Below are 20,332 nucleotides of genomic sequence, written 5' to 3'. Positions count from 1 at the left end.
CGCTTCACTCTCCGCCATCGGACAGGGCGTCACGTTCGCCCCACCGGTCACCAGGATCACGTTCGTCACAGGGAGTGGATCATGACCGCACGTTCGCTCGTCCGCCGCACCGGCGCCGTCGCCGCGTCGCTCACCCTCGCCGCGCTCGCCGGGGTCCCGCTGGCCGGGGCGGCGTCGGCCGCGGAACCGGCCGTCACCCCGGTGGCGAGCGCCGTCACGGCCCCGACCGTCGCCACCGCGGGCCCGGTCGTCACGGCCCCGGCCCAGGAGGACACCGAGGAGCCGCCCGCCGAGGAGCCCGCGGACGACGCGACGCCGGCCGACGAGGACCCCGACGCCACCGCCCCGGACGCGACCGATCCCGAGGAGACCGCGCCCGAGGAGACCGCCGCGGCCCCGGAGGCGACCACCCCCGCGGCCGGGTCCCCCGCCGCCGGGCGCGGCAGCGACCTGGACTGTGTCGACCTCTCCCGTGCCCAGGCCCAGGCCGTGCTCGCCGCCGACCCGTCGGACCCGAACAACCTGGACCGCGACAACGACGGCCGGGCCTGCGAGGGCTCGGACCTCGTCGCGGCCGCCGGTACCGGGCAGGTGCGCGCGGTCCCGGGCGGTGGGGTCGAGGCCGGTGACGGCTCCGGCGGCGCCGGGGTCGACCCGACGGTGTTCCTGCTGGCCGGGACGGGCGCGGTCCTCGCCGCCGGGGCGGGCGTCGTCGTGTGGAACGGGCGTCGCACCGGCCGCGCCGCACTCCCCCTGACCACCCGCCACTCGTGACCCCCACCCCCACCCCCGCCCTCGCACCCGCACACCCGTCGGGACACCGGACGCGCACCGGTCCGGAGAACGCGCTCCCGATCGGGGACGCGTCCTCCGACCCCGCGCGCGTCCGGGAGCCGCGGGGGCCGCTCGGGCCGCGTGGGTCGCGCGGGCCTCGTGCGGTGCGACGGGTGTGGTGGGGGCTGCTCGTCGTGCTGGCGCTGGCCGTCCCGCTCGGGGCGCCGCCGGTGGCGCTCGGTGGGGCGGTGCCGCCGCTGCCCACCACCACTCTCCGTGCGGCGGCGGCCCCGCTGCCGTCGTCGGAGCCGGTGCGGGTGCGGGCGCCCTCGATCGGGCTCGACAGCGGGCTCGTCCCGCTCGGCCTGACCGGGCGCGGAACCCTCGAGGTGCCGCCCGACGGCGCCGACACCGGCTGGTACACCGGCGCCCCCACCCCGGGCGCCCGGGGACCGGCGGTGCTCGCGGCGCACGTCGACTGGGACCACGAGCCGGGCCCGTTCCACCGGCTGCACGCGCTGGCCCCCGGTGACCTGGTGTCGGTCGACCGCGCCGACGGCACCACCGCGACCTTCGAGGTCCAGGCGGTGCGCCGCTATGCCAAGGACCGCTTCCCCACCGCGGCCGTCTACGGCGACCTGCCCGGCGCGGGCCTGCGGATGATCACCTGCGGCGGGACGTTCGACCGGGGCGTGCGCAGCTACACCGACAACGTCGTGGTGCTCGCCTCGCTGGTCGACCCGGGCCGCGGCCCGGTGTAGACGCCGGTCGGCCGGAACCGCAGACCGGGCTCGGCGTACTCCTCCAGGGCGTGCGCCACCCAGCCGACCGTCCGGGCGCAGGCGAACAGCAGCTCGCCGGCGTCGGGGCGCAGGTCGTGGGCGTGCATCAGCGCGGCGAGCGCGAGGTCGACGTTCGCGGCGGGTCCGTCGCCACCGCGGTCCATCCCCGCGACGACGGCGTCGACGCAGGCCACGACGTCGTCCGCGGCCGGGTCGGCGCGCAGCCGGTCGAGCAGCACCGTGGCCCGCGGGTCGGTGCCCCGGTAGACCGAGTGCCCGAAGCCCGGGACCCGCTCGCCGGCCCGCAGCCGCTGGGCGAGCGCGCCGGGCGGGTCCTCCAGCGCGTCGACGAGGAAGCGGTGCGCGAGCCCGCTGACCAGACCGTGCCGGGGCCCGTCGAGGGCGCCGAGCCCGGCCGAGACGACGGCGTGCACGTCGGCCAGGGTGCTCGCGGCGACCCGGGCGGCGACCGTCGACGACGCCAGGCCGTGGTCGGCGAGCAGGACCAGCGCGGCGCGGACGTGTCCGGCCGTCGCCGGCGCGGGTGCCCGGTCCGGGTCACGGACCAGCGCCGGAAGCAGCCGCTCCGCCAGGTCGGACCGGCCGGACCCCGCGGGCACCGGCTCCGCCCCGGGACCCGGCTCCCCGCCGGGCCCCGCCCCCACGGCGCCCCGTAGCCCGCCCGCGGCTCCCGGGTCCCCGGCGAGCGCGGTCACGACCGTCCCCAGCAGCGACGACGCCGTCGCCACCACCGCTCCCGGCCGGGCGTCGGCGCGCAGCGGGTCGGCCGCGGCCACCGCGGCGACGGCGAGCCGGAACCGGTCGGTCGCCCGGGCCCCGGCGGGGGCGGCGGTGAGCACGGCACGCGCCGGGGCGAGCAGGTCCGGGGCGGCGTCGAACGGCACCCGGCCGGGGACCTCCCACAGCAGCGCCGCGACGTGCTCGAGGTCCGAGGACGCCGCGAGCGCGGGCACCGCCACCCCGCGGAACCACGGCCCGTCGTCGGCGACGAGTGTGATCCGCGTCCTGATGCGCTCGACCGTCCCGGACGGCTCGCCCGACTCGCGGCCGCGCGCGGCGAGGGCCTCCACCTCGTCCTGGGCGAACCGGCTGCCCCGCCGCTGCGCGCCGCGCACGCTGGTCAGCAGCCCGCGGCTGGCGTAGGCGTACACGGTCTCCCGCTTCACCCCGAGGCGTTCCGCGGTCTCGGCGACGGTCAGGTACTCCACGACGTGGACCGTATCAACATTGACTGCATCAATATTGACAATGGTTCCCGACGGGCGGACGGTCCGGTCATGACCAGCACCGACAGCATCGGCGCCGCCGTCCCGCAGGTCCCACCGGGCCTGCGCGGCGTCGCCGTCACCAGCACCCGCATCGGGGACGTCCGCGGCGACGAGGGCTTCTACCACTACAGCCGGTACTCCGCGGTCGACCTCGCGCGCACCCGCACCTTCGACGACGTGTGGTTCCTGTTCGTCCACGGCCGTCTCCCGGACGCGTCCGAGGCCGCGGAGTTCGCCGCCGCCACCGCGGAGCGCCGGGTCCTGCCCGACGCCGTCGCCGCGCAGCTGCCCGCGATCGCCGACGCCTGCGGGCCCGACCTGCTCGCCGGGCTGCGCACCGCGCTGTCGCTGCTCGGCCCGCAGCACGGGATGCGCCCGCTCTGGGACGACCCGGCGGCGGGCACCCGCGACGCCGCGACCGTCTGCGCCGCGACACCGACCGTCCTCGCCGCGCTGCACCGGCTGCGGCACGGCCTCGACCCGGTCGCGCCGCGCACCGACCTGTCCTCCACCGCGAACTGGCTGTGGATGCTGGACGGGGCCGAGCCCGCGCCGGCGCACGTCCGCGCGCTCGACGCCTACCTCGTCGCGACGGTGGACCACGGCTTCAACGCCTCCACCTTCACCGCCCGGGTGGTCGCCTCCACCGGCGCCGACGTCGCGTCCTGCGTGGTCGCCGCGCTCGGGGCGTTCGCCGGGCCGCTGCACGGCGGCGCCCCCGACCGGGCGCTGGAGAGCCTCGACGCGATCGACCGCGACGCCGGCGGCTCGCCGGAGCGCTGGGTGGCCGACCGGCTCGCCGCGGGGATGCGGATCATGGGGTTCGGCCACGCCGTGTACCGCGGGCCGGACCCGCGCTCGGCGCTGCTGCGCGAGGTCGCCGCGGAGCTGGGCGGGCCGCTGCCCGCGCGTGCCGCCGACGTCGAACGGCGGGTGGCCGCCACCCTCGCGGAGCTGCGCCCGGACCACCCGCTGTTCGCGAACGTCGAGTTCCACGCGGGCGTGGTGATGGAGGGCTGCGGGATCCCCCGCAGCATGTTCACGCCGACGTTCGCGGTCAGCCGGGTCGTCGGCTGGTGCGCGCACGTGCTGGAGCAGGCCGCCGAGCGACGCCTGATCCGGCCCTCCGCGGTCTACGACGGCCCGCCGCCGCCCGAGCCGGTCCCCGCGCGCGGGAGGTGACCCGGCTTGCCGGACGGGTGACCGGCATGCTCATCTGATGGGTGACTCCCGCTTCAGCGGGGTCGTCCGCAGGCACGATCTGTCACCCACCACGGAGGTCGAGTGTTCCGGGCACGCCGTCCGCACCAGCAGCCCGAGAGCACCCACCCCGAGGGATCCGCACCGGCGCCGCCACGCCCCGGCGTCGCGATCGCCGTCCTGGCCTCGTGCGGGCTGCTCGTCTCGCTGGTCCAGACCATGGTCGTCCCGCTGCTCCCGCGGTTCCCGGAGCTGCTCGACGTCAGCGGGTCGACGGCGTCGTGGCTGATCACCGCCAACCTGGTCGCCGGCGCGGTGTCGGCGCCGGTGCTGGGGCGGCTCGGCGACATGTTCGGCAAGCGGCGGATGCTGCTCGTCGCGCTCGGCCTGGTCGGGGCGGGGTCGCTGCTCGGCGCGCTGGCGCCCGGGATCGGGCTGCTGCTCGTCGCCCGGGTGCTGCAGGGCGCCGCGTTCGGGGTGATCGCGCTCGGGATGAGCCTGATGCGCGACGTCCTGCCCGCCGACCGGGTCGGGTCCGGGGTCGGGCTGATGTCGTCCTCGCTCGGCTTCGGCGGGGCCATCGGGCTGCCGATCACCGGCGTCGTCGCCCAGTTCGCGAGCTGGCGCTGGCTGTTCGCCGGGGCCGCGGTGCTCGGCGTCGTGCAGATCCTGCTGGTCCGGCGGCTGGTGACCGAGTCACGGCTGCGCACCGGCGGCCGGTTCGACGTGCCCGGGGCGCTCGGCGTCGGCGGGGCGCTGGTGTGCCTGCTGCTGGCGATCTCCAAGGGCAACGACTGGGGCTGGGCCTCCCCGACCGTGCTCGGCCTGTTCGCCGGCACCGTGGTGCTGGTGGCCGCGACCGTCCGGTGGGAGCTGCGCGTCCCCGCACCGCTGGTGGACCTGCGGGTCTCGGCACGGCCCGCGGTGCTGCTCACCAACCTGGCCTCGGTGCTGGTGGGCTTCGCGATGTTCGCCGGCTTCGTGCTCGCCACCCAGATCCTCCAGGCGCCGGTCACGACCGGCTACGGGTTCGGGCTCTCGCTCGTCGTCGCCGGGCTGGTGCTGCTGCCGATGGGCGGGTCGATGGTGGTGTTCTCCTCGGCCTCGGCGCGGCTGTCGCGGCTGCGCGGCCCGCGCACCACGCTGGTGATCGGCACGCTCCTGCTGGGGGCGGGCAACTTCGCCTTCGCCGCGATGCCGTCGACGGTGCCGCTGCTGATGGCCGCCTCCACCGTGGCCGCGGTCGGCGCCGCGCTCGCCTACTCGGCGATCCCGCTGACGATCATGCGTGCGGTGCCGGAGTCGGAGACCGCCGCGGCGAACAGCCTCAACACCCTGGCCCGCCAGCTCGGCACGAGCTCGTGCACCGCGGTCGTCGCGGCCGTGACGGCGACCTACGTGCTCGGCGACGGCGGACCCCCGTCGGCAACGGCGTACACGATCTCCTTCGTCGCGGCGGGCGCCGCCGGGCTGCTCGCCACGGTGCTGGTGCTGCTCACGCCCACCCCGGCGGCGGAGACCGTCGAGGCCCCGGCCCCGGCCCCGGCCACCGCCCACGGCTGAGCACCGGACCACCCGGGAACGGTGCCCCGGGAATGGGGACCGCATTCCACCGACGCATTCCCCCTCGGGTGCCGTCCCGGCCGTCCCGGCCGCACGCCGCGGCCCGCGCGCGACCGTCCACATCGGAGGCGGGGCGCCGTCCTCCCCCGTTCGGACGATGGCGCACCCCACCAGGTGCGGGTGACGATCACCGCACGGGCTGTGACGCCGACGACCACGCTCCCGCCTGCATGTGCACGCGTCGGGACCGACCGGCCACGCCCGGTGATCATTCCACTGTGGACGACCTCCGCCCGCCAACCTGCGGATCTGCGGAATTCTTTCGGGGAACCGACGAGTAGAACCGACCGGTAACATTCTCGCCGGTAACAGTCCGAGTTGACCGACCATCCGTGAGAGCGCACACTCGGCGGCTGGATCACATTCCGATCGTGACTGTTCATCGATAGCGTTGCAGGCACCGCAACCGATCCGATCGACCAGGCCGCACCGCGTCCCGCCTGGCGATTCCGCCGGTCGACGCCGCTGCTGGAGGTCGTCACATGAAACCGTTCGTGGTCAACAACCACGACCGACTGGTCTTTCCCGCCAATTTTCTCGGAGAACTCGACTTCTCCGTCATCGACGATATGGAGCAGTTCACCGCCATCGTCGGTCGCGATTTCGAGGCAAAGGCGCCCACCGGCACCGACATCCTCGAGCGGGTCACCAGCGGCGCCTACGAGAGCCGCTTCGCACTGCTGCGCGACATGAGCCAGAACCTGTTCTGGGTCAACCGGTACACGCTCACCATGTTCGAGAAGCGTCCGACCCGCTGGCGTGACCTCCCCCGCCACCGCAACGACGTCTTCCTCCCGCTGCTCACCCCGTGGCGCGACGGCGACAAGAAGGTCCGGGCCGTCGCCGACGCCTTCGCCGCGCTCCCCAGCACCTGGGACGAGGCGACCGAGCGCCGCATCTTCGACCTCCTCTTCGACGTCTACGGCAACCGTCGCCACCACGCGACCGAGCTGCCGGCCGTCAAGCCGACCGTCGAGCAGTTCCTCACCACGCCGGGGGCGCAGACCTTCGTCGTGCCGCAGCACGACCCGGACTACCCGGTCTTCTCCTTCAACGAGATCCTCGACGCGCACGCCGAGCGTCCCGAGCTCGAGGCCCTGACCCGCTGGGCCATGGTGCTGCACAACCAGTACCCCTGGGACCGTGCCGCCACCGAGCTGCGCACCGCCGACGAGATCGGCGACGACGAGTACGTCATCGCCTTCCACCCCCGCAACCGCGACGTCGAGCAGTTCCTGGACCGCGCCACCGGCACCCGCCCGGCGCGCCGCGGCCGGCTCTCCACCCAGTCCGACCCGGTCGAGCCCGCCACCCCGCTGCCCCCGATCCGGGTCCGTGAGGCGTTCGCGGTGCAGCCGAGGATCGAGGCGCTCGCCGTCGTCCGGGGCGAGCACGTCTGCTCCAACGACGACGTCGTCCGCAACTCCGCGTTCTCCTGGTCGCCGATGAGCGCCGACGAGATCTCCGCCAAGACCGGCATCGACCAGCGCCGCTACACCGAGCTGGACATCGAGGACCTGGCCTGGGCCGCCGCGGTCCGCGCGCTGGAGCACTCCGGCCGCGACCGCTCCGAGATCGGCGCCGTGCTCGTCGCCACCTGCACCAGCGAGCGGCTCATCCCGTCGCTGTCGACGTGGCTGTCCGGGCGGCTCGGGCTGCTCCAGACGCACTGCTCGGCCGACATCGTCGCCGCCTGCGCCGGGCTGCCCTACGGCCTGTCCGAGGCCGTGCGCCAGCTGCAGGAGGTGAACCGGCCGGTCCTGCTGGTCTGCGTCGAGAAGTTCTCCGACAAGATCGGCAACGTCCGCACCTCGCGGATGATCTTCGGTGACGGCGCGGCCGCGATGGTCGTCGCCCCGGCCGCCGAGGGCGAGCGGGGCGACATCGACCTGCTGCAGACCTACGCGTCGGGCCCGGACACCCAGGTGAACTCGATCATCTGGCCGAACCCGGAGTTCGACAACGACATCACCGTCTACGGCCCCGAGGTCAAGGCGCTCGTCGCCCGCTACCTGTCGCAGATGATCGGCGAGCTCACCGAGCAGGCCGGCCCCGACGGCGAGGGCTCGATGCTCGACGCCGTCGACCTGATCGTCCCGCACCAGGCCAACAAGACGATGATCCTGCAGCTCGCGGGCAAGGCGGGGCTCTCGGCCGACCAGCTGTACTTCAACATCGAGTCGATGGGGAACGTGTCCGCGGCGTCCATCCCGATCGCGCTGTTCGACTCCGTGGCCGACGGCGTCGTGTCCGGCCGGACCCGGGTCTTCGCGCCCGGCTTCGGGGCCGGGGCGGTGGGCGGCTACGCGGTGCTGGAGGTCGACCCGGCCGTGATGGCACCGGAGGTCCACCTGGACCCGACCGCCGCCGCACTGGCCGAGCCGGCCGCCGCACCGACCTCGGACGACGTCCGCATCGCCTTCGGCGAGTAGGCACGACCGGGTGACACGGGCCACAGTGGGCGGGAAGATCCCTGTCCGAGAGGTGAGCCCGCCCGCATTCCGGCACCGACCGGGCCACCGTCCGTACCGACCCGCCGACCGCACGACGACGATGTCGATGCGGCACACCGCCGCCGTCCCGTCGTCGCACCCGTAGGAGCAGTGAAGCCCAGCCATGTTCTCGCGCATCGCCATCGTCAACCGCGGCGAACCCGCCATGCGGTTGATCAACGCCGTCCGTGAGTGGAACGCCCAGAACGGGCCCGACCGCCGCCTGCGCACGATCGCGCTGCACACCGCCGTCGACCGGCGGGCGATGTACGTCCGTGAGGCCGACGAGGCCGTCCTGATCGGGCCGGACGACCCGGACCACATGGGCGCCAGCCCCTACCTCGACCACGCCGAGCTGGAGCGCGCGCTGCGCGCCACCCGCGCCGACGCGGTCTGGCCGGGCTGGGGCTTCGTCTCGGAGAAGGCCGACTTCGCCGAGCTGTGCGAGCGGCTGGGGATCACCTTCGTCGGCCCGTCGGCCGAGGTGATGCGCCGGCTCGGGGACAAGATCGCCTCCAAGCAGCTGGCCGAGTCGGTCGGCGTGCCGATGGCGCCGTGGTCCGGCGGTCCGGTGGCCGACGTCGAGACGGCGCGCAAGGCCGCCGAGACCGTCGGCTACCCGCTGATGGTGAAGGCGACCGCGGGCGGCGGGGGCCGCGGCATCCGCTACGTGCCGGGCCCCGAGCAGCTCGACGAGGCCTTCGAGCGGGCCGCGTCGGAGGCGTCGAGGACCGCCGGGGACGCGACCGTGTTCCTGGAGCGCGCGGTGTCGGGCGGACGGCACGTCGAGGTGCAGGTCGTCGCCGACGCCACCGGTGACGTCTGGACCCTCGGGGTGCGCGACTGCTCGGTGCAGCGGCGCAACCAGAAGGTCATCGAGGAGTCGGCGTCCACCGCACTCGACCCCGAGCAGGAGGCGCTGCTGCGCAGCTCGGCCGCCGAGCTGGCCCGCGCCGCGGGCTACGTCAACGCCGGCACCGTGGAGTTCCTCTACCAGCCCGAGGAGAAGCTCCTCTCCTTCCTCGAGGTCAACACCCGGCTGCAGGTCGAGCACCCGGTCACCGAGGCGTGCACCGGCGTCGACGTCGTGAAGCTGCAGCTGCACGTCGCCGCGGGCGGCACGCTCGCCGAGGTCGCCCGCGAGGTCCCGGCGGCCCAGGGCTGGGCGATCGAGGCCCGGCTGACCGCCGAGGACCCGGAGCGGGAGTTCGCGCCCGCCCCGGGGCGCATCGAGCACCTGGCGCTGCCGTCCGGTCCGGGCATCCGGGTCGACACCGGCGTCGCCGCGGGTGACGTCATCCCGCCGCAGTTCGACTCCATGATCGCCAAGGTGATCGCCTGGGGCCGCGACCGCGACGAGGCCCGCGCGCGGCTGTCCCGTGCGCTGCGCCAGACCTCCGCGGTGATCGACGGCGGCTCCACGAACAAGGCGTTCCTGCTGGACCTGCTCGACCGCGACGAGTTCCGCTCGGGTGAGCTGCAGACCACCTGGCTCGACACGATGATGGCCGACGGCTACGCGCCGCCGCGCCGCCTCGACGTCGCGCTGCTCGCCACCGCCGTGCAGAGCCACGACGGCCACGTCGCCCGCCAGCAGGAGCGGCTGTTCCGCTCCGCCGAGGCCGGCCGGCCCGAGGTGGGCTACGAGACCTGGCACCAGACCGATGTCACCGTCGCCGGGCAGTCCTACAAGCTGAAGGTCGCCCGCACCCGCGCCGGCCGCTACACCGTCGAGCTGGACGGCGTGTCGGTCGACGTCGACGTCGAGCGCAACGGCGCCTACGAGCGCCGGCTCACCGTCGGCGACCTGTCCTGGACCGTGCTGTCGGTCGCGCAGGAGGCGGACTACCTCGTCGAGGTCGACGGCGCCGTGCACCGCATCTCCGGCGGCGAGGCCGGCATCGTCCGCGCCCCCGCCCCGGCGATGGTCGTCGCGCTGCCCGTCACCGCGGGCCAGACCGTCTCCGAGGGCGACACCCTCGCCATCGTCGAGTCGATGAAGCTGGAGACCTCGCTGCGGGCGCCGTTCGACGGCACCGTCGCCGAGATCCTCGTCCCGGCCAACACCCAGGTCGACGGCGGCACGAAGCTCGTGCGGCTGGAGCCGTCGGCCGACGCGGACTCCACGGTCCCCAGCGGGGAGCGCGCCGACCTGTCCGCGTTCGCCGCGGCCGGCGCCGACACCGACGCCGCCGCGACCGCGGCCGACGCCCTGTCCGCGCTGCGCTTCCAGGTGCTGGGCTTCGACGTCGACGAGCGCCAGGCCCGCCCGCAGCTGCGCCGCCTCGCCGGCGCCCGCGAGCAGCTGGCCGCCGACGACCCGGCCGTGCTGGCCGGGGAGACCGCCGTCCTGCAGATCTTCGCCGACCTCTGCCAGCTCTCGCGCAACCGGTCCGAGACCGACGACGAGACCGGCGAGACCGAGCGCAACCCGCAGGAGTACCTCTACGCCTACCTGCGCTCCCGCGACGCCGACGACGAGGGCCTGCCCGAGTCGTTCCAGACCAAGCTGCGCCGGGCGCTGGCCCACTACGGCGTCACCGAGATCGACGGCGGGACCGGCCGCGCCGACGACCTGGGCCCGGCGCTGTACCGGATGTTCCTGGCCCACCGCCGCGCGCCGCAGCAGGTGCCGGTCGTGCTGGACCTGCTGAACTGGCGGCTGCGTCACCCGGAGTCGGTCGCGAACCTCTCCCCCGCGGCGCGCGAGGACTACCTGCGCACCCTCGACGAGGTCGTCGTCGCCACCCAGCTGCGGCACCCCGTCGTCGGGGACACCGCGCGGCTGGCCCGCTACCGGGCGTTCGACGCCCCGGTCGTCGCCGCCGAGCGGGACCGGGCGCTGGCCGAGGTCCGGGAGAGCCTGGACGTGCTCGCCTCGGACCCGGAGACCGCGGACCGGGCCCGCCGGATCGACACCCTCGTCGGGTCCTCGGAGCCGATCCTGGGCGTGTTCGGGGAGCGGCACGACGCCGTCCTGCTCGAGGTCATGACCCGGCGCTACTACCGGGTGCGGGTGCTGCGCGACCTGGAGCTCGTCGAGCACGCGGGCAAGCCGCTGCTGACCGCCCGCTACCAGCACCTGGGCCGGGACCGCACGGTCTTCGCCTCGGTGATCGACAACAACGACCCGGCCGCCGCGCAGGCCGTGTCCGACGAGCTGCGCCGCCGCGTCGGCGAGCTCGACGGGGACCGCACCGCGCTCGTCGACCTCTACGTCACCTCGACCAAGGCCGACGACGGCGGTGACCCCGACGCCCGCGCCGAGCGCGTCCGCGCCGCCCTGGGGAAGGTGCCCGCGCACCTGCACCGGGTCGCCGTCGCCGTTCGCCCGAACCCGCGCGCCGCGGGCACGGCGAGCGACGAGGCCGAGCCGCCGACCTGGTTCACCTTCCGGCCCGACGAGACCGGCGAGCTGGTCGAGGACCGCACGCTGCGGGGCATGCACCCGCTGGTCGCGGACCGGCTGCGGCTGTGGCGCTTCCGCAACTTCGAGCTGCACCGCCTGCCCGCCGCCACCGACGTGCACCTGTTCCGGGCCACCGGCCGCGAGGTCACCGCCGACGACCGGCTGGTCGCGATGGCCGACGTCCGCGAGCTGACCGTGCTGCGCGACGAGGAGACCGGGAAGGTCCGCTCGCTGCCGCAGTTCGAGCGCGCGCTCGACGCCTGCATCAACTCGCTGCGTGCCGCCCGCGCCGGGGACCGCACCCTGGCCCGGATGTCGTGGAACCGGATCGCGCTCTACGTGTGGCCGGAGGTCGACGTCCCGCTCGCCGAGCTGGACTCGGTGGTCCGCCGGCTCGCGCCGCGCACGGCCAGCCTCGGGCTGGAGCAGGTCCTCGTCGAGTTCCGCACCGCCGACCCGCAGGTCACCGGCGGCCAGGGCGGTCCGCGCTCGATGCTGCTGCGCATGTCCCGCCCGCCGGGCGCGGGGCTCACGGTCAAGCTCGACCAGCCCCCGACCGAGCCGATGCGCGAGCTCGACGCCTACGACCAGAAGGTGCTCAAGGCCCGTCGCCGCGGCGCCGTCTACCCGTACGAGATCGTCCCGCTGCTCACCGCCCCGGTCGACGCCGGCCCGGGCACCTGGCAGGAGTACGACCTCGTCGACCCGGCGGACCCGGCGCTGCCGGTGCCGGTCGACCGCGCGCCCGGCGGCAACAGCGCCAACCTGGTGCTCGGCGTCGTCTCGGTGCCGACCCGGCGCTACCCGGACGGGATGGAGCGGGTCGTGCTGCTCGGCGACCCGACCCGGGCGCTCGGCGCGATCGCCGAGCCGGAGTGCCGCCGCGTGATGGCCGCGATCCACCTGGCCCGCGAGCTGGACGTGCCCATCGAGTGGTTCGCCGTCTCGGCGGGCGCGAAGATCGCGATGGACTCCGGCACCGAGAACATGGACTGGATCTCCCGGGTGCTGCGCGGGATCATCGAGTTCACCCAGGACGGCGGGGAGCTCAACGTCGTCGTCACCGGCATCAACGTCGGCGCCCAGCCCTACTGGAACGCCGAGGCGACGATGCTCATGCACACCAGGGGCATCCTGGTGATGACGCCGGACTCGGCCATGGTGCTGACCGGCAAGCACTCGCTGGACTTCTCCGGCGGCGTCTCGGCCGAGGACAACTTCGGCATCGGCGGCTACGACCGGATCATGGGCCCGAACGGGCAGGCGCAGTACTGGGCGCCGGACCTGGGCGGCGCCGTGGGCGTGCTGCTGGCGCACTACGCCCACACCTGGACCCAGCCGGGCGAGCGGTTCCCGCGGCCCGCGCCGACCACCGACCCGGTCTCCCGCGACGTCACCACGGCGCCGCACTCCGGGCCGAACTGCGACTTCACCACGCTCGGCGAGATCTGGGCGCCGGAGACCAACCGGGAGCGGAAGAAGCCGTTCGACATCCGCTCGGTGCTGCGCGGCGTCGCCGACGCCGACCACCCGACGTCGGAGCGGTGGGCCGACATGCACGACGCCGACTCGGTCGTCGCGCTCGACGCCCACCTCGGCGGCCAGCCGATCGCGATGATCGGCATCGAGTCGCGGCCGCTGCCGCGGCGCGGGCCGCGCCCGGTCGACGGGCCGTCGCAGTTCACCGCCGGGACGCTGTTCCCGCGCTCGTCGCGCAAGTGCGCGCGGGCCATCAACGCCGCGTCGGGCAACCGGCCGCTGGTCGTGCTGGCGAACCTGTCCGGGTTCGACGGCTCGCCGGAGTCGCTGCGCGGCCTGCAGCTGGAGAACGGCGCCGAGATCGGCCGGGCCATCGTCAACTTCGACGGCCCGATCGTGTTCTGCGTGGTCTCCCGCTACCACGGCGGCGCGTTCGTGGTGTTCTCCGGAACGCTGAACGACAACATGGAGGTCGCCGCGATCACCGGCTCCTACGCCTCTGTGCTGGGCGGGGCGCCCGCCGCGGCCGTCGTGTTCGCCGGCGAGGTCAACGACCGCACCGCCAAGGACGAGCGGGTCACCGACCTGGAGACCCGGATCAAGCAGGCCGTCACCGACGGGGACGAGGCGACGGCGGCACGGCTGCGCGGCGACCTCGCCACCCTCCGCCCGGACGTCCGCTCCGAGAAGCTCGGCCAGGTCGCGGACGAGTTCGACACCAAGCACTCCATCGAGCGGGCGCAGTCCGTCGGCTCGGTGCACCGGATCGTCTCCCCCGACCAGCTCCGGCCGTACCTGGCCGACGCGGTCCAGCGGGGCATGAAGCGCACTCTCGACACCCTTGGAGGAAACGCATGACCGCTATCACCGATACCCACCCGGAGCAGCGCGTCGCCATCGTGACCGGGGGTGCGCGCGGGATCGGCGCCGCGATCACCACCGCGCTGGCCCGCACCGGGGTGCACGTCGCTGCGGGGTACTCGTCGAACTCCAAGGCCGCCGACGAGCTGAAGGGCAAGCTGGAGGCCGAGGGCGCGTCGATCTCGGTGCACCAGGGCAACGTCGGCTCGCCCGAGGACTGCCAGCGGGTCGTGTCCGAGGTCCTGGAGCAGCGGGGCCGCGTCGACTACCTGATCAACAACGCCGGCATCACCGTGGACAAGACCGTCCGCAAGCTGACCGTCGACGACTGGCACGCCGTGCTGCGGATCAACCTGTCCGGCGCGTTCTACATGACCAAGGCCGTGCTGGAGCACATGACCGGCAACGAGTTCGGCCGGATCGTGAACATCTCCTCGGTGATCGGCCAGACCGGCGCGATGGGCCAGGCCAACTACGCCTCGTCGAAGGCCGGCCTGATCGGCTTCTCGAAGTCGCTGGCCCAGGAGGTCGCCCGCAAGGGCGTCACCGTCAACTGCGTCGCGCCGGGCTTCATCGAGACCGAGATGGTCGCCGCGGTGCCGGAGAAGGCGCTCGAGAAGATCGTCTCGAAGATCCCGGTCGGCCGCCTCGGCCAGGCCGACGAGATCGCCCGCGCCGTGCAGTTCCTCGTCGACGACCGCGCCGGCTACGTGACCGGCTCGGTGATCAGCGTGAACGGCGGGCTGGACATGGCGTCCTGACCGTCGTTCTCCCCGGCCGAGGGCCTCGCACAGTGTCGTGCGGGGCCCTCGTGCGTTCCGCGGGAGCGCTCAGCCGCGGCTGCAGAGCCCCTTGGCCGCCAGCACCCGCGCGACGGCGGTGTCGTTGGCCTGCGCCGTGATCCGCCCGTCGGCCAGCGCCTTCTCCGCGGCGTCGAGCAGCGGGGCGACCGGGGTGACGTTGGAGAACAGCGCCATGTCCGCGCCTGCGGTCAGGGCCCGGGTGGTGGCCTCGGCGAGCCCGAAGCGGTCGGTGATCGCCTTCATCGCACCGAGGTCGTCGGTCATGGCGAGGCCGTCGAACCGGTAGTCCTCACGCAGCAGCCGGTAGGCGGCCGGGGCGATGCTGGTGGGCACGTCGGTGGTCAGGCCCGGGACGTCGAGGTGGCCGAGCATGACCCCGACCCGCCCGTCGAGCGGCTTCCCCGGTCCGACGAGGTCGGCGTAGGGCCGGAGGTCACCGGCACGCAGCCGGTCCAGCGGCGGCGTGCTCACCGAGCCCTTGTGCGAGTCACCGGAGCTGTGCCCGTGGCCGGGGAAGTGCTTGAGGACGCCGAACACCCCGCCGGCCACCTGACCCTCGGCCCAGGCCGCGGCGTAGCGGGTGACGGTGGCCGGGTCGTCGGAGAACGAGCGGTCCCCGATGACGGCGGTGCGCGGCTGGTCGGAGACGTCGACCGACGGCGCGAGGTTCCAGGTCACGCCGCGGGCCTTCAGCTGCCCGGCGCGCTTGCGGGCGATCTCGGTGACCTGCTCGGGGGTGTCGGACGCGGCCATCTGCCGGGCGCTGGGGACGTCGCCGTCGAGCTCGTCGATGCGCTGGACCCGGCCACCCTCCTCGTCGACGGCGACGGCGAGCGGCGTGCGGGACACCTTCTGCAGCGCCGCGAGCCGGTCGTCCTGCAGCAGCGCGGTCGCGTTCCCGCCGAGGAACACCCCGCCGACCTGCGAGTCCCGCACGATCGCGGTGGCACCGGCCGGGTCGGCGGCGTCCACCCCGACCATCAGGCGCTGGGCGAGCCGGTCACGCGGGGACAGCGCCGCCACCATCGGGGCGCAGGTGTCCGGGTCCGGAGCAGGCTGTGCCGCCGGTGCCGCCTGCGGCGCTGCGCCCGGCGGGGCGGCGTCGGTGCTGTTCGCGGTGAGCTGCGGCCCGGCGACGGCGACGAGCCCCGCCGTCAGCGCGCCCACGACGGCGGCGGTGAGCAGTCCGGTGCTGCGACGGCGTCGCTGCCGGATCACGGGGTGGGGTCGTCCAGGCACTCGCATCGCGACCATCGTGACAGGCCCGCCGCGGCCCGGCGCCCCCGCCGCGCCGCGGTCACCGGCTGCCCCGGCCCGACCCGCTCCGCCGGATGCGGGGCTCAGCCGATCGCGGGGACCCGCTCGGACTCCGGCGGCGGGCCGGGCGGGGTGCCGTCGCCGAACGGGCGCCCGCCCAGCTCCTCGCGGCCGTGCGCGGTCGTCCAGCCGGCGGTGTCGGGCCCCTTCGGGACGATCCCGGTCGGGTTCACCGACGCGTGCACGCCGTAGTAGTGCTGCTTGACCTGCTCGAAGTCGATGGTGTCGCCGAAGCCGGGGGTCTGGAACAGGTCCCGGGCGTAGGCCCACAGCACGGGGAGCTCGGTGAGCTTGTGCCGGTTGGCCTTGAAGTGGCCGTGGTAGGCGGCGTCGAAGCGGACCAGGGTCACCCACAGCCGGATGTCGGCCTGGGTGATCGAGTCACCGACCAGGTAGCGGCGCGTCGACAGGTGCTCGGACAGCTCGTCCATCCGGGACCACAGGGCGTCGTAGGCGCGGTCGTAGGCAGCCTGGGACGAGGCGAACCCGCACTTGTAGACGCCGTTGTTGACGTCGTGGAAGATCCCCTTCCCGATCTCCTCGATCGCGTCCGGGTCGGTCCACAGGTCCGGGGCGCCCTCGCGGTGGAGCTCCCGCCACTGGGTGGACAGGTCGCGCTCCAGCAGCGCGTACTCGTTGGTGACGACCTTGCCCGAGGAGACCTCGACCATCGCGGGGACGGTGACGCCCTCGTCGTAGCCGGGGACGGCCTTCTCGTAGGCCTCGCGCAGGTACTCGATGCCGAGCACGGGGTCGACGTCGCCCGGGTCGAGGTGGAAGCGCCAGCTGCGCTCGTCGTGCAGCGGGCCCGCGACGCCCATCGAGATCGCGTCCTCCAGCCCGAGCAGCCGCCGGGTGATGATCACCCGGTTCGCCCACGGGCAGGCGCGCGCACCGACGAGGCGGTAGCGGCCCGCCTCGACCGGCCACGGCGACGACCCGTCGGCCGTGATCCGCTCGGCCACCCCGAGCGCCTCCCGTACGAACTCACCGCTGTCCTGGTCGGTCCCCATGCCCGCCAACGCTAGCCCTGTGGTCGGATGGGCGCATGGGTGTCGACGGTGACCTCGCACGCGGCCTGTCCGAGCTGGTCACACCGGGTTCCCGGGTGGCGCTGGCCGACGGCTGCGGGCTCCCCTACGCGCTCGCCCGCCCGCTCTCGGCGGTCGCGGCCCGGGCCGGGGGTGTGCGGCTCGTGCTGGGCTGGGTGCCCGGCCCGGCCCCGGACCTCGACCCGGCGGCGTTCGCCGACATCCGCACCGTCGTCGGGGGGCCGGGGGCGCGGGCGCTGATCGAGTCCGGGCACGCGCACCGGGTCCCGGCCCGGCTCTCGGCGACGCCCGCACTGCTGGCCGGTCCGCTGCGCCCGGACCTGCTGCTGGCGACCGTCGTCCGCGACGACCGCGGTGACCTGCGGTTCGGCGCGGAGGCGTCCTGGATGCGCGGCCTGTACGACGCCGGGGTCCCGGTCGCGGCGGTCGTGTCCCGCTCCGCGCCGCACGCCGACGCCGGTCCCCCGCTGGCCGGGGTGGAGGTGCTCGGTGAGGTCGACGGGCCGGACGGGGCCCCGCACACCGTCGCCACCCCCGCGCCGGGCGACGCCGACCGGGCGGTGGCCGCCGCGGTCGCGGGCCTCGTCCCGGCCGGGGCGCGGATCCAGTTCGGCCCCGGGCGGCTGGCCGCGGCACTCGTCGAGGCCCTGGACGTGCCGGTCGCGGTGGACTCCGGGCTGCTCGCCGACGCGGTCGTCGACCTGGACGAGCGCGGGCTGCTGCGCGGGACGCCGTCGGCGACGGCGCTCTACGGCAGCTCCCGGCTCTACGACTGGGCAGACCGGCTGGGCCGCGCCGGGCACGGCACGGTCCGCCCGGTCGAGTACACCCACGACGTGTCCCGGCTCGGCTCCGATCCGGGCCCGCTGGTCGCGCTGAACACCGCCCTGGAGATCGACCGGGCCGGCCAGGTCAACGTGGAGGGCGTCGCCGGCTCGGCGGCCGGGATGATCGGCGGGCACCCGGACTTCGCCGCCGCCGCGGCCCGCGGGCCGGGGCTGTCGGTGATCGCGCTGGCCTGCACGCACCGGGGCCGCCCGACCCTGGTGGAGCGGCTCGGCGGACCGGTGACGACGCCGTCGCACGACGTCGACGTGGTCGTCACCGACCGGGGCGTGGCCGACCTGCGGGGGCTCGGCCGCGGGGAGCGGCGACGCGCACTCACCGCGCTGTGGGGCGGCACCGTTGCGACGGACGGGTGAAATCCGATCCGTGCTGTGACCGGGAACACAGATCACCCGGGGTAAGCGACGGGGCCTCGCGACACGCCCGGAGACCGCCGTCGGTGACCGGTCGTCCACAGCGGACCGACGCCGTGTGACGTCCGGGTAACACCACTGGTCGGCGCGCGCGCCACCCGCCGCCGAGCGCGTCGGCCGTGCGATGTCCGAAAACGTCCCCGATGACCGGCTGAGTTGCGTATAACACAACTCCTGGGCCCGATCCAGGCCCGCGGCCGGGGACCGGACGGGACGCCCGTCCCCGCCCTACGGTCGGCCCGCCCCGCACCCGACACCTTCGACGAGGAGGCGCGGTACATGACGGCCGACCAGCGCAGCGGACCACCCGGGCTCGACGGCACCGTGCAGGAGTTCGGCGACTCGCCGACCGAGGTCCGCGAGTCCACCCACTACAAGCAGGAGTACGTCCAGTCCTTCGTGGACAAGTGGGACGAGCTCATCGACTGGCGCGCCCGCTACGCGAGCGAGGGCCGGTTCTTCGTCGAGCAGCTGCAGCGGCGCGGTGTGCGGAGCGTCCTCGACGTCGCGACGGGCACCGGCTTCCACTCGGTGCGGCTGCTCGAGGAGGGCTTCGACACCGTGGTGTCGGCCGACGGCAGCGCCGAGATGCTGGCGAAGGCCTTCGACAACGGCATGCGCTTCGGCGGGCACGTCCTGCGCGTGGTCCAGGCGGACTGGCGGTGGCTCAACCGGGACGTGCACGGCGAGTACGACGCGATCATCTGCCTCGGGAACTCCTTCACCCACCTGTTCTCCGAGCGCGACCGGCGCCGGGCGCTCGCCGAGTTCTACGCGATGCTCTCCCACGACGGCGTGCTGGTCCTCGACCAGCGCAACTACGACGCGATCCTCGACAACGGCTTCACCTCGACGCACCGGTACTACTACTGCGGCGACGACGTCGTCGCCGAGCCGGAGTACGTCGACGACGGCCTCGCCCGGTTCCGCTACCGGTTCCCCGACGGGTCCCAGTACCACCTGAACATGTTCCCGCTGCGCAAGGACTACACCCGCCGTCTCATGCACGAGGTCGGGTTCCAGCGGGTCGAGACCTTCGGCGACTTCCAGTCGACCTACGCCGACGACGAGCCCGACTTCTTCGTGCACATCGCCGAGAAGGCCTACCTGGACCAGGAGGACGCCGAGTGACACGGACGACCCAGGACACCGCCGAGCACACCGCCCGGTCCTACTACGACTCCGACGACGCCGACACCTTCTACTCCCGGGTCTGGGGCGGCGAGGACATCCACGTCGGCGTCTACCGGGCACCGGACGAGCTGATCTCGGTCGCCAGCGCCCGCACGGTGACCCGGATGGCCGAGGTCGCCGGGGTCGGCCCAGGCACCCGGGTGCTCGACCTCGGGGCGGGCTACGGCGGCGCGGCCCGCCGGCTGGCGGTCGCGCACGGGGCCACGGTGCACTGCCTCAACCTCTCCCCGGTGGAGAACGCCCGCAACGAGCGGATGACCCGGGAGCAGGGCCTGGACGGTCGGGTCGAGGTGACCACCGGCAGCTACGAGGACGTGCCGGTCGAGGACTCCTCGGTCGACCTGGTGTGGTCGCAGGACGCGTTCCTGCACTCCGGCTCCCGCGACACCGTGCTGGACGAGATCGCCCGGGTGCTCCGCCCCGGCGGGCAGGTGGTGTTCACCGACCCGATGGCCGTCGACGGGCTCGACCAGTCCTCGATCCAGCCGATCCTCGACCGCATCGCACTGTCCACGATGGCCACGCCCGGCTTCTACACCGGCGGTCTGGAACGGCGGGGCTTCACCGGGGTCCGGTTCCTCGACCACGCCGAGCACCTGCCGACCCACTACCGCCGGGTACGCGAGGAGCTGGTGGCGCACGAGGAGGAGCTGTCGTCGTCGATCTCGGGGCCCTACCTGACCGCGATGAAGGCGGGCCTGCAGCACTGGGTGGACGGTGGCCGGGCCGGGAAGCTGACCTGGGGGATCGTGCACGCCGTCCGCGGCTGAGCGCAGTCCGCGGCCGGGACCCGGCCGC

The 20,332-nt window shown here is 74.4% G+C and carries 13 protein-coding genes; 10 read left to right on the top strand and 3 right to left on the bottom strand.

The features are described from left to right. Window positions 1-81 precede the first annotated feature (81 nt). Together KPL57_RS39300 and KPL57_RS39295 are read left to right on the top strand one after the other, a co-directional pair. Window positions 82-774, top strand: a complete 693-nt coding sequence (locus KPL57_RS39300) for a hypothetical protein (RefSeq protein WP_226355553.1) — start codon at window positions 82-84, stop codon at window positions 772-774. A gap of 173 nt (window positions 775-947) precedes the next feature. Further along, window positions 948-1,535, top strand: coding sequence for a class F sortase (locus tag KPL57_RS39295; RefSeq protein ID WP_226355552.1), 588 nt, complete (start codon window positions 948-950; stop codon window positions 1,533-1,535). On the opposite strand, the gene KPL57_RS39290 is transcribed toward KPL57_RS39295, so the two are convergent. After that, a complete protein-coding gene (locus tag KPL57_RS39290) occupies window positions 1,475-2,785 on the bottom strand; it encodes a citrate/2-methylcitrate synthase (protein ID WP_226355551.1) in 1,311 nt (436 codons plus the stop codon). The genes KPL57_RS39295 and KPL57_RS39290 overlap by 61 nt on opposite strands. Before the next feature lie 69 nt (window positions 2,786-2,854). Between KPL57_RS39290 and KPL57_RS39285 the strand changes: the two genes are divergently transcribed. From KPL57_RS39285 to KPL57_RS39265, 5 genes are all read left to right on the top strand, one after another. Continuing rightward, a complete protein-coding gene (locus KPL57_RS39285; RefSeq protein ID WP_226355550.1) occupies window positions 2,855-4,027 on the top strand; it encodes a citrate/2-methylcitrate synthase in 1,173 nt (390 codons plus the stop codon). A gap of 102 nt (window positions 4,028-4,129) precedes the next feature. After that, window positions 4,130-5,608 (top strand): MFS transporter, encoded by a 1,479-nt coding sequence (locus KPL57_RS39280; protein WP_226355549.1) that lies wholly within the window; start codon window positions 4,130-4,132, stop codon window positions 5,606-5,608. 542 nt (window positions 5,609-6,150) lie between these two features. Continuing rightward, window positions 6,151-8,100 carry a 3-oxoacyl-[acyl-carrier-protein] synthase III C-terminal domain-containing protein gene (locus KPL57_RS39275; protein WP_226355548.1) on the top strand — a complete coding sequence of 650 codons (1,950 nt, stop codon included), beginning with the start codon at window positions 6,151-6,153 and terminating at the stop codon, window positions 8,098-8,100. A 184-nt stretch (window positions 8,101-8,284) separates the two neighbouring features. After that, window positions 8,285-13,906: a biotin carboxylase N-terminal domain-containing protein gene (locus tag KPL57_RS39270; RefSeq protein WP_226355547.1), complete on the top strand. Its 5,622-nt coding sequence runs from the start codon at window positions 8,285-8,287 to the stop codon at window positions 13,904-13,906. Continuing rightward, complete coding sequence (locus tag KPL57_RS39265; RefSeq protein ID WP_226355546.1) at window positions 13,903-14,670, top strand: beta-ketoacyl-ACP reductase; 768 nt, start codon at window positions 13,903-13,905, stop codon at window positions 14,668-14,670. The genes KPL57_RS39270 and KPL57_RS39265 overlap by 4 nt, the downstream gene beginning before the upstream one ends. A gap of 69 nt (window positions 14,671-14,739) precedes the next feature. Here KPL57_RS39265 and KPL57_RS39260 read toward each other — a convergent pair whose 3' ends face one another. Further along, a complete protein-coding gene (locus KPL57_RS39260; protein WP_374203865.1) occupies window positions 14,740-15,927 on the bottom strand; it encodes a glycoside hydrolase family 3 N-terminal domain-containing protein in 1,188 nt (395 codons plus the stop codon). A gap of 125 nt (window positions 15,928-16,052) precedes the next feature. Beyond that, the gene (locus KPL57_RS39255) at window positions 16,053-17,042 is read right to left on the bottom strand and encodes a glutathione S-transferase family protein (protein ID WP_226355544.1); all 990 of its coding nucleotides are present in this window, start codon (window positions 17,040-17,042) and stop codon (window positions 16,053-16,055) included. A gap of 35 nt (window positions 17,043-17,077) precedes the next feature. On the opposite strand from KPL57_RS39255, the gene KPL57_RS39250 reads away from it, so the two are divergent. The 3 genes from KPL57_RS39250 to KPL57_RS70650 all read left to right on the top strand — a co-directional run bounded on the left by KPL57_RS39250 (window position 17,078) and on the right by KPL57_RS70650 (window position 20,304). Then, window positions 17,078-18,283: an acetyl-CoA hydrolase/transferase C-terminal domain-containing protein gene (locus tag KPL57_RS39250; protein ID WP_226355543.1), complete on the top strand. Its 1,206-nt coding sequence runs from the start codon at window positions 17,078-17,080 to the stop codon at window positions 18,281-18,283. A gap of 336 nt (window positions 18,284-18,619) precedes the next feature. Further along, window positions 18,620-19,471: a class I SAM-dependent methyltransferase gene (locus KPL57_RS70655; protein ID WP_308016790.1), complete on the top strand. Its 852-nt coding sequence runs from the start codon at window positions 18,620-18,622 to the stop codon at window positions 19,469-19,471. After that, on the top strand, window positions 19,468-20,304 hold the full coding sequence (locus KPL57_RS70650) for a methyltransferase domain-containing protein (protein WP_308253080.1): 837 nt from the start codon (window positions 19,468-19,470) through the stop codon (window positions 20,302-20,304). Before KPL57_RS70655 ends, KPL57_RS70650 begins: the two co-directional genes overlap by 4 nt. The last annotated feature ends 28 nt before the right edge of the window (window positions 20,305-20,332 follow it).

The organism is Pseudonocardia sp. ICBG601, from assembly GCF_020496245.1.
Note: the sequence above shows the minus strand (reverse complement) of the source record. Positions and strands in the feature narration are given on the sequence as shown.

Coding starts and splice junctions, on each gene's coding strand:
- KPL57_RS39275 (WP_226355548.1), top strand. CDS start 6,151: ATGAAACCGTTCGTGGTCAACAACCACGACCGACTGGTCTTTCCCGCC.
- KPL57_RS39265 (WP_226355546.1), top strand. CDS start 13,903: ATGACCGCTATCACCGATACCCACCCGGAGCAGCGCGTCGCCATCGTG.
- KPL57_RS70655 (WP_308016790.1), top strand. CDS start 18,620: ATGACGGCCGACCAGCGCAGCGGACCACCCGGGCTCGACGGCACCGTG.
- KPL57_RS39255 (WP_226355544.1), bottom strand. CDS start 17,042: ATGGGGACCGACCAGGACAGCGGTGAGTTCGTACGGGAGGCGCTCGGG.
- KPL57_RS39285 (WP_226355550.1), top strand. CDS start 2,855: ATGACCAGCACCGACAGCATCGGCGCCGCCGTCCCGCAGGTCCCACCG.
- KPL57_RS39250 (WP_226355543.1), top strand. CDS start 17,078: ATGGGTGTCGACGGTGACCTCGCACGCGGCCTGTCCGAGCTGGTCACA.
- KPL57_RS39270 (WP_226355547.1), top strand. CDS start 8,285: ATGTTCTCGCGCATCGCCATCGTCAACCGCGGCGAACCCGCCATGCGG.
- KPL57_RS39300 (WP_226355553.1), top strand. CDS start 82: ATGACCGCACGTTCGCTCGTCCGCCGCACCGGCGCCGTCGCCGCGTCG.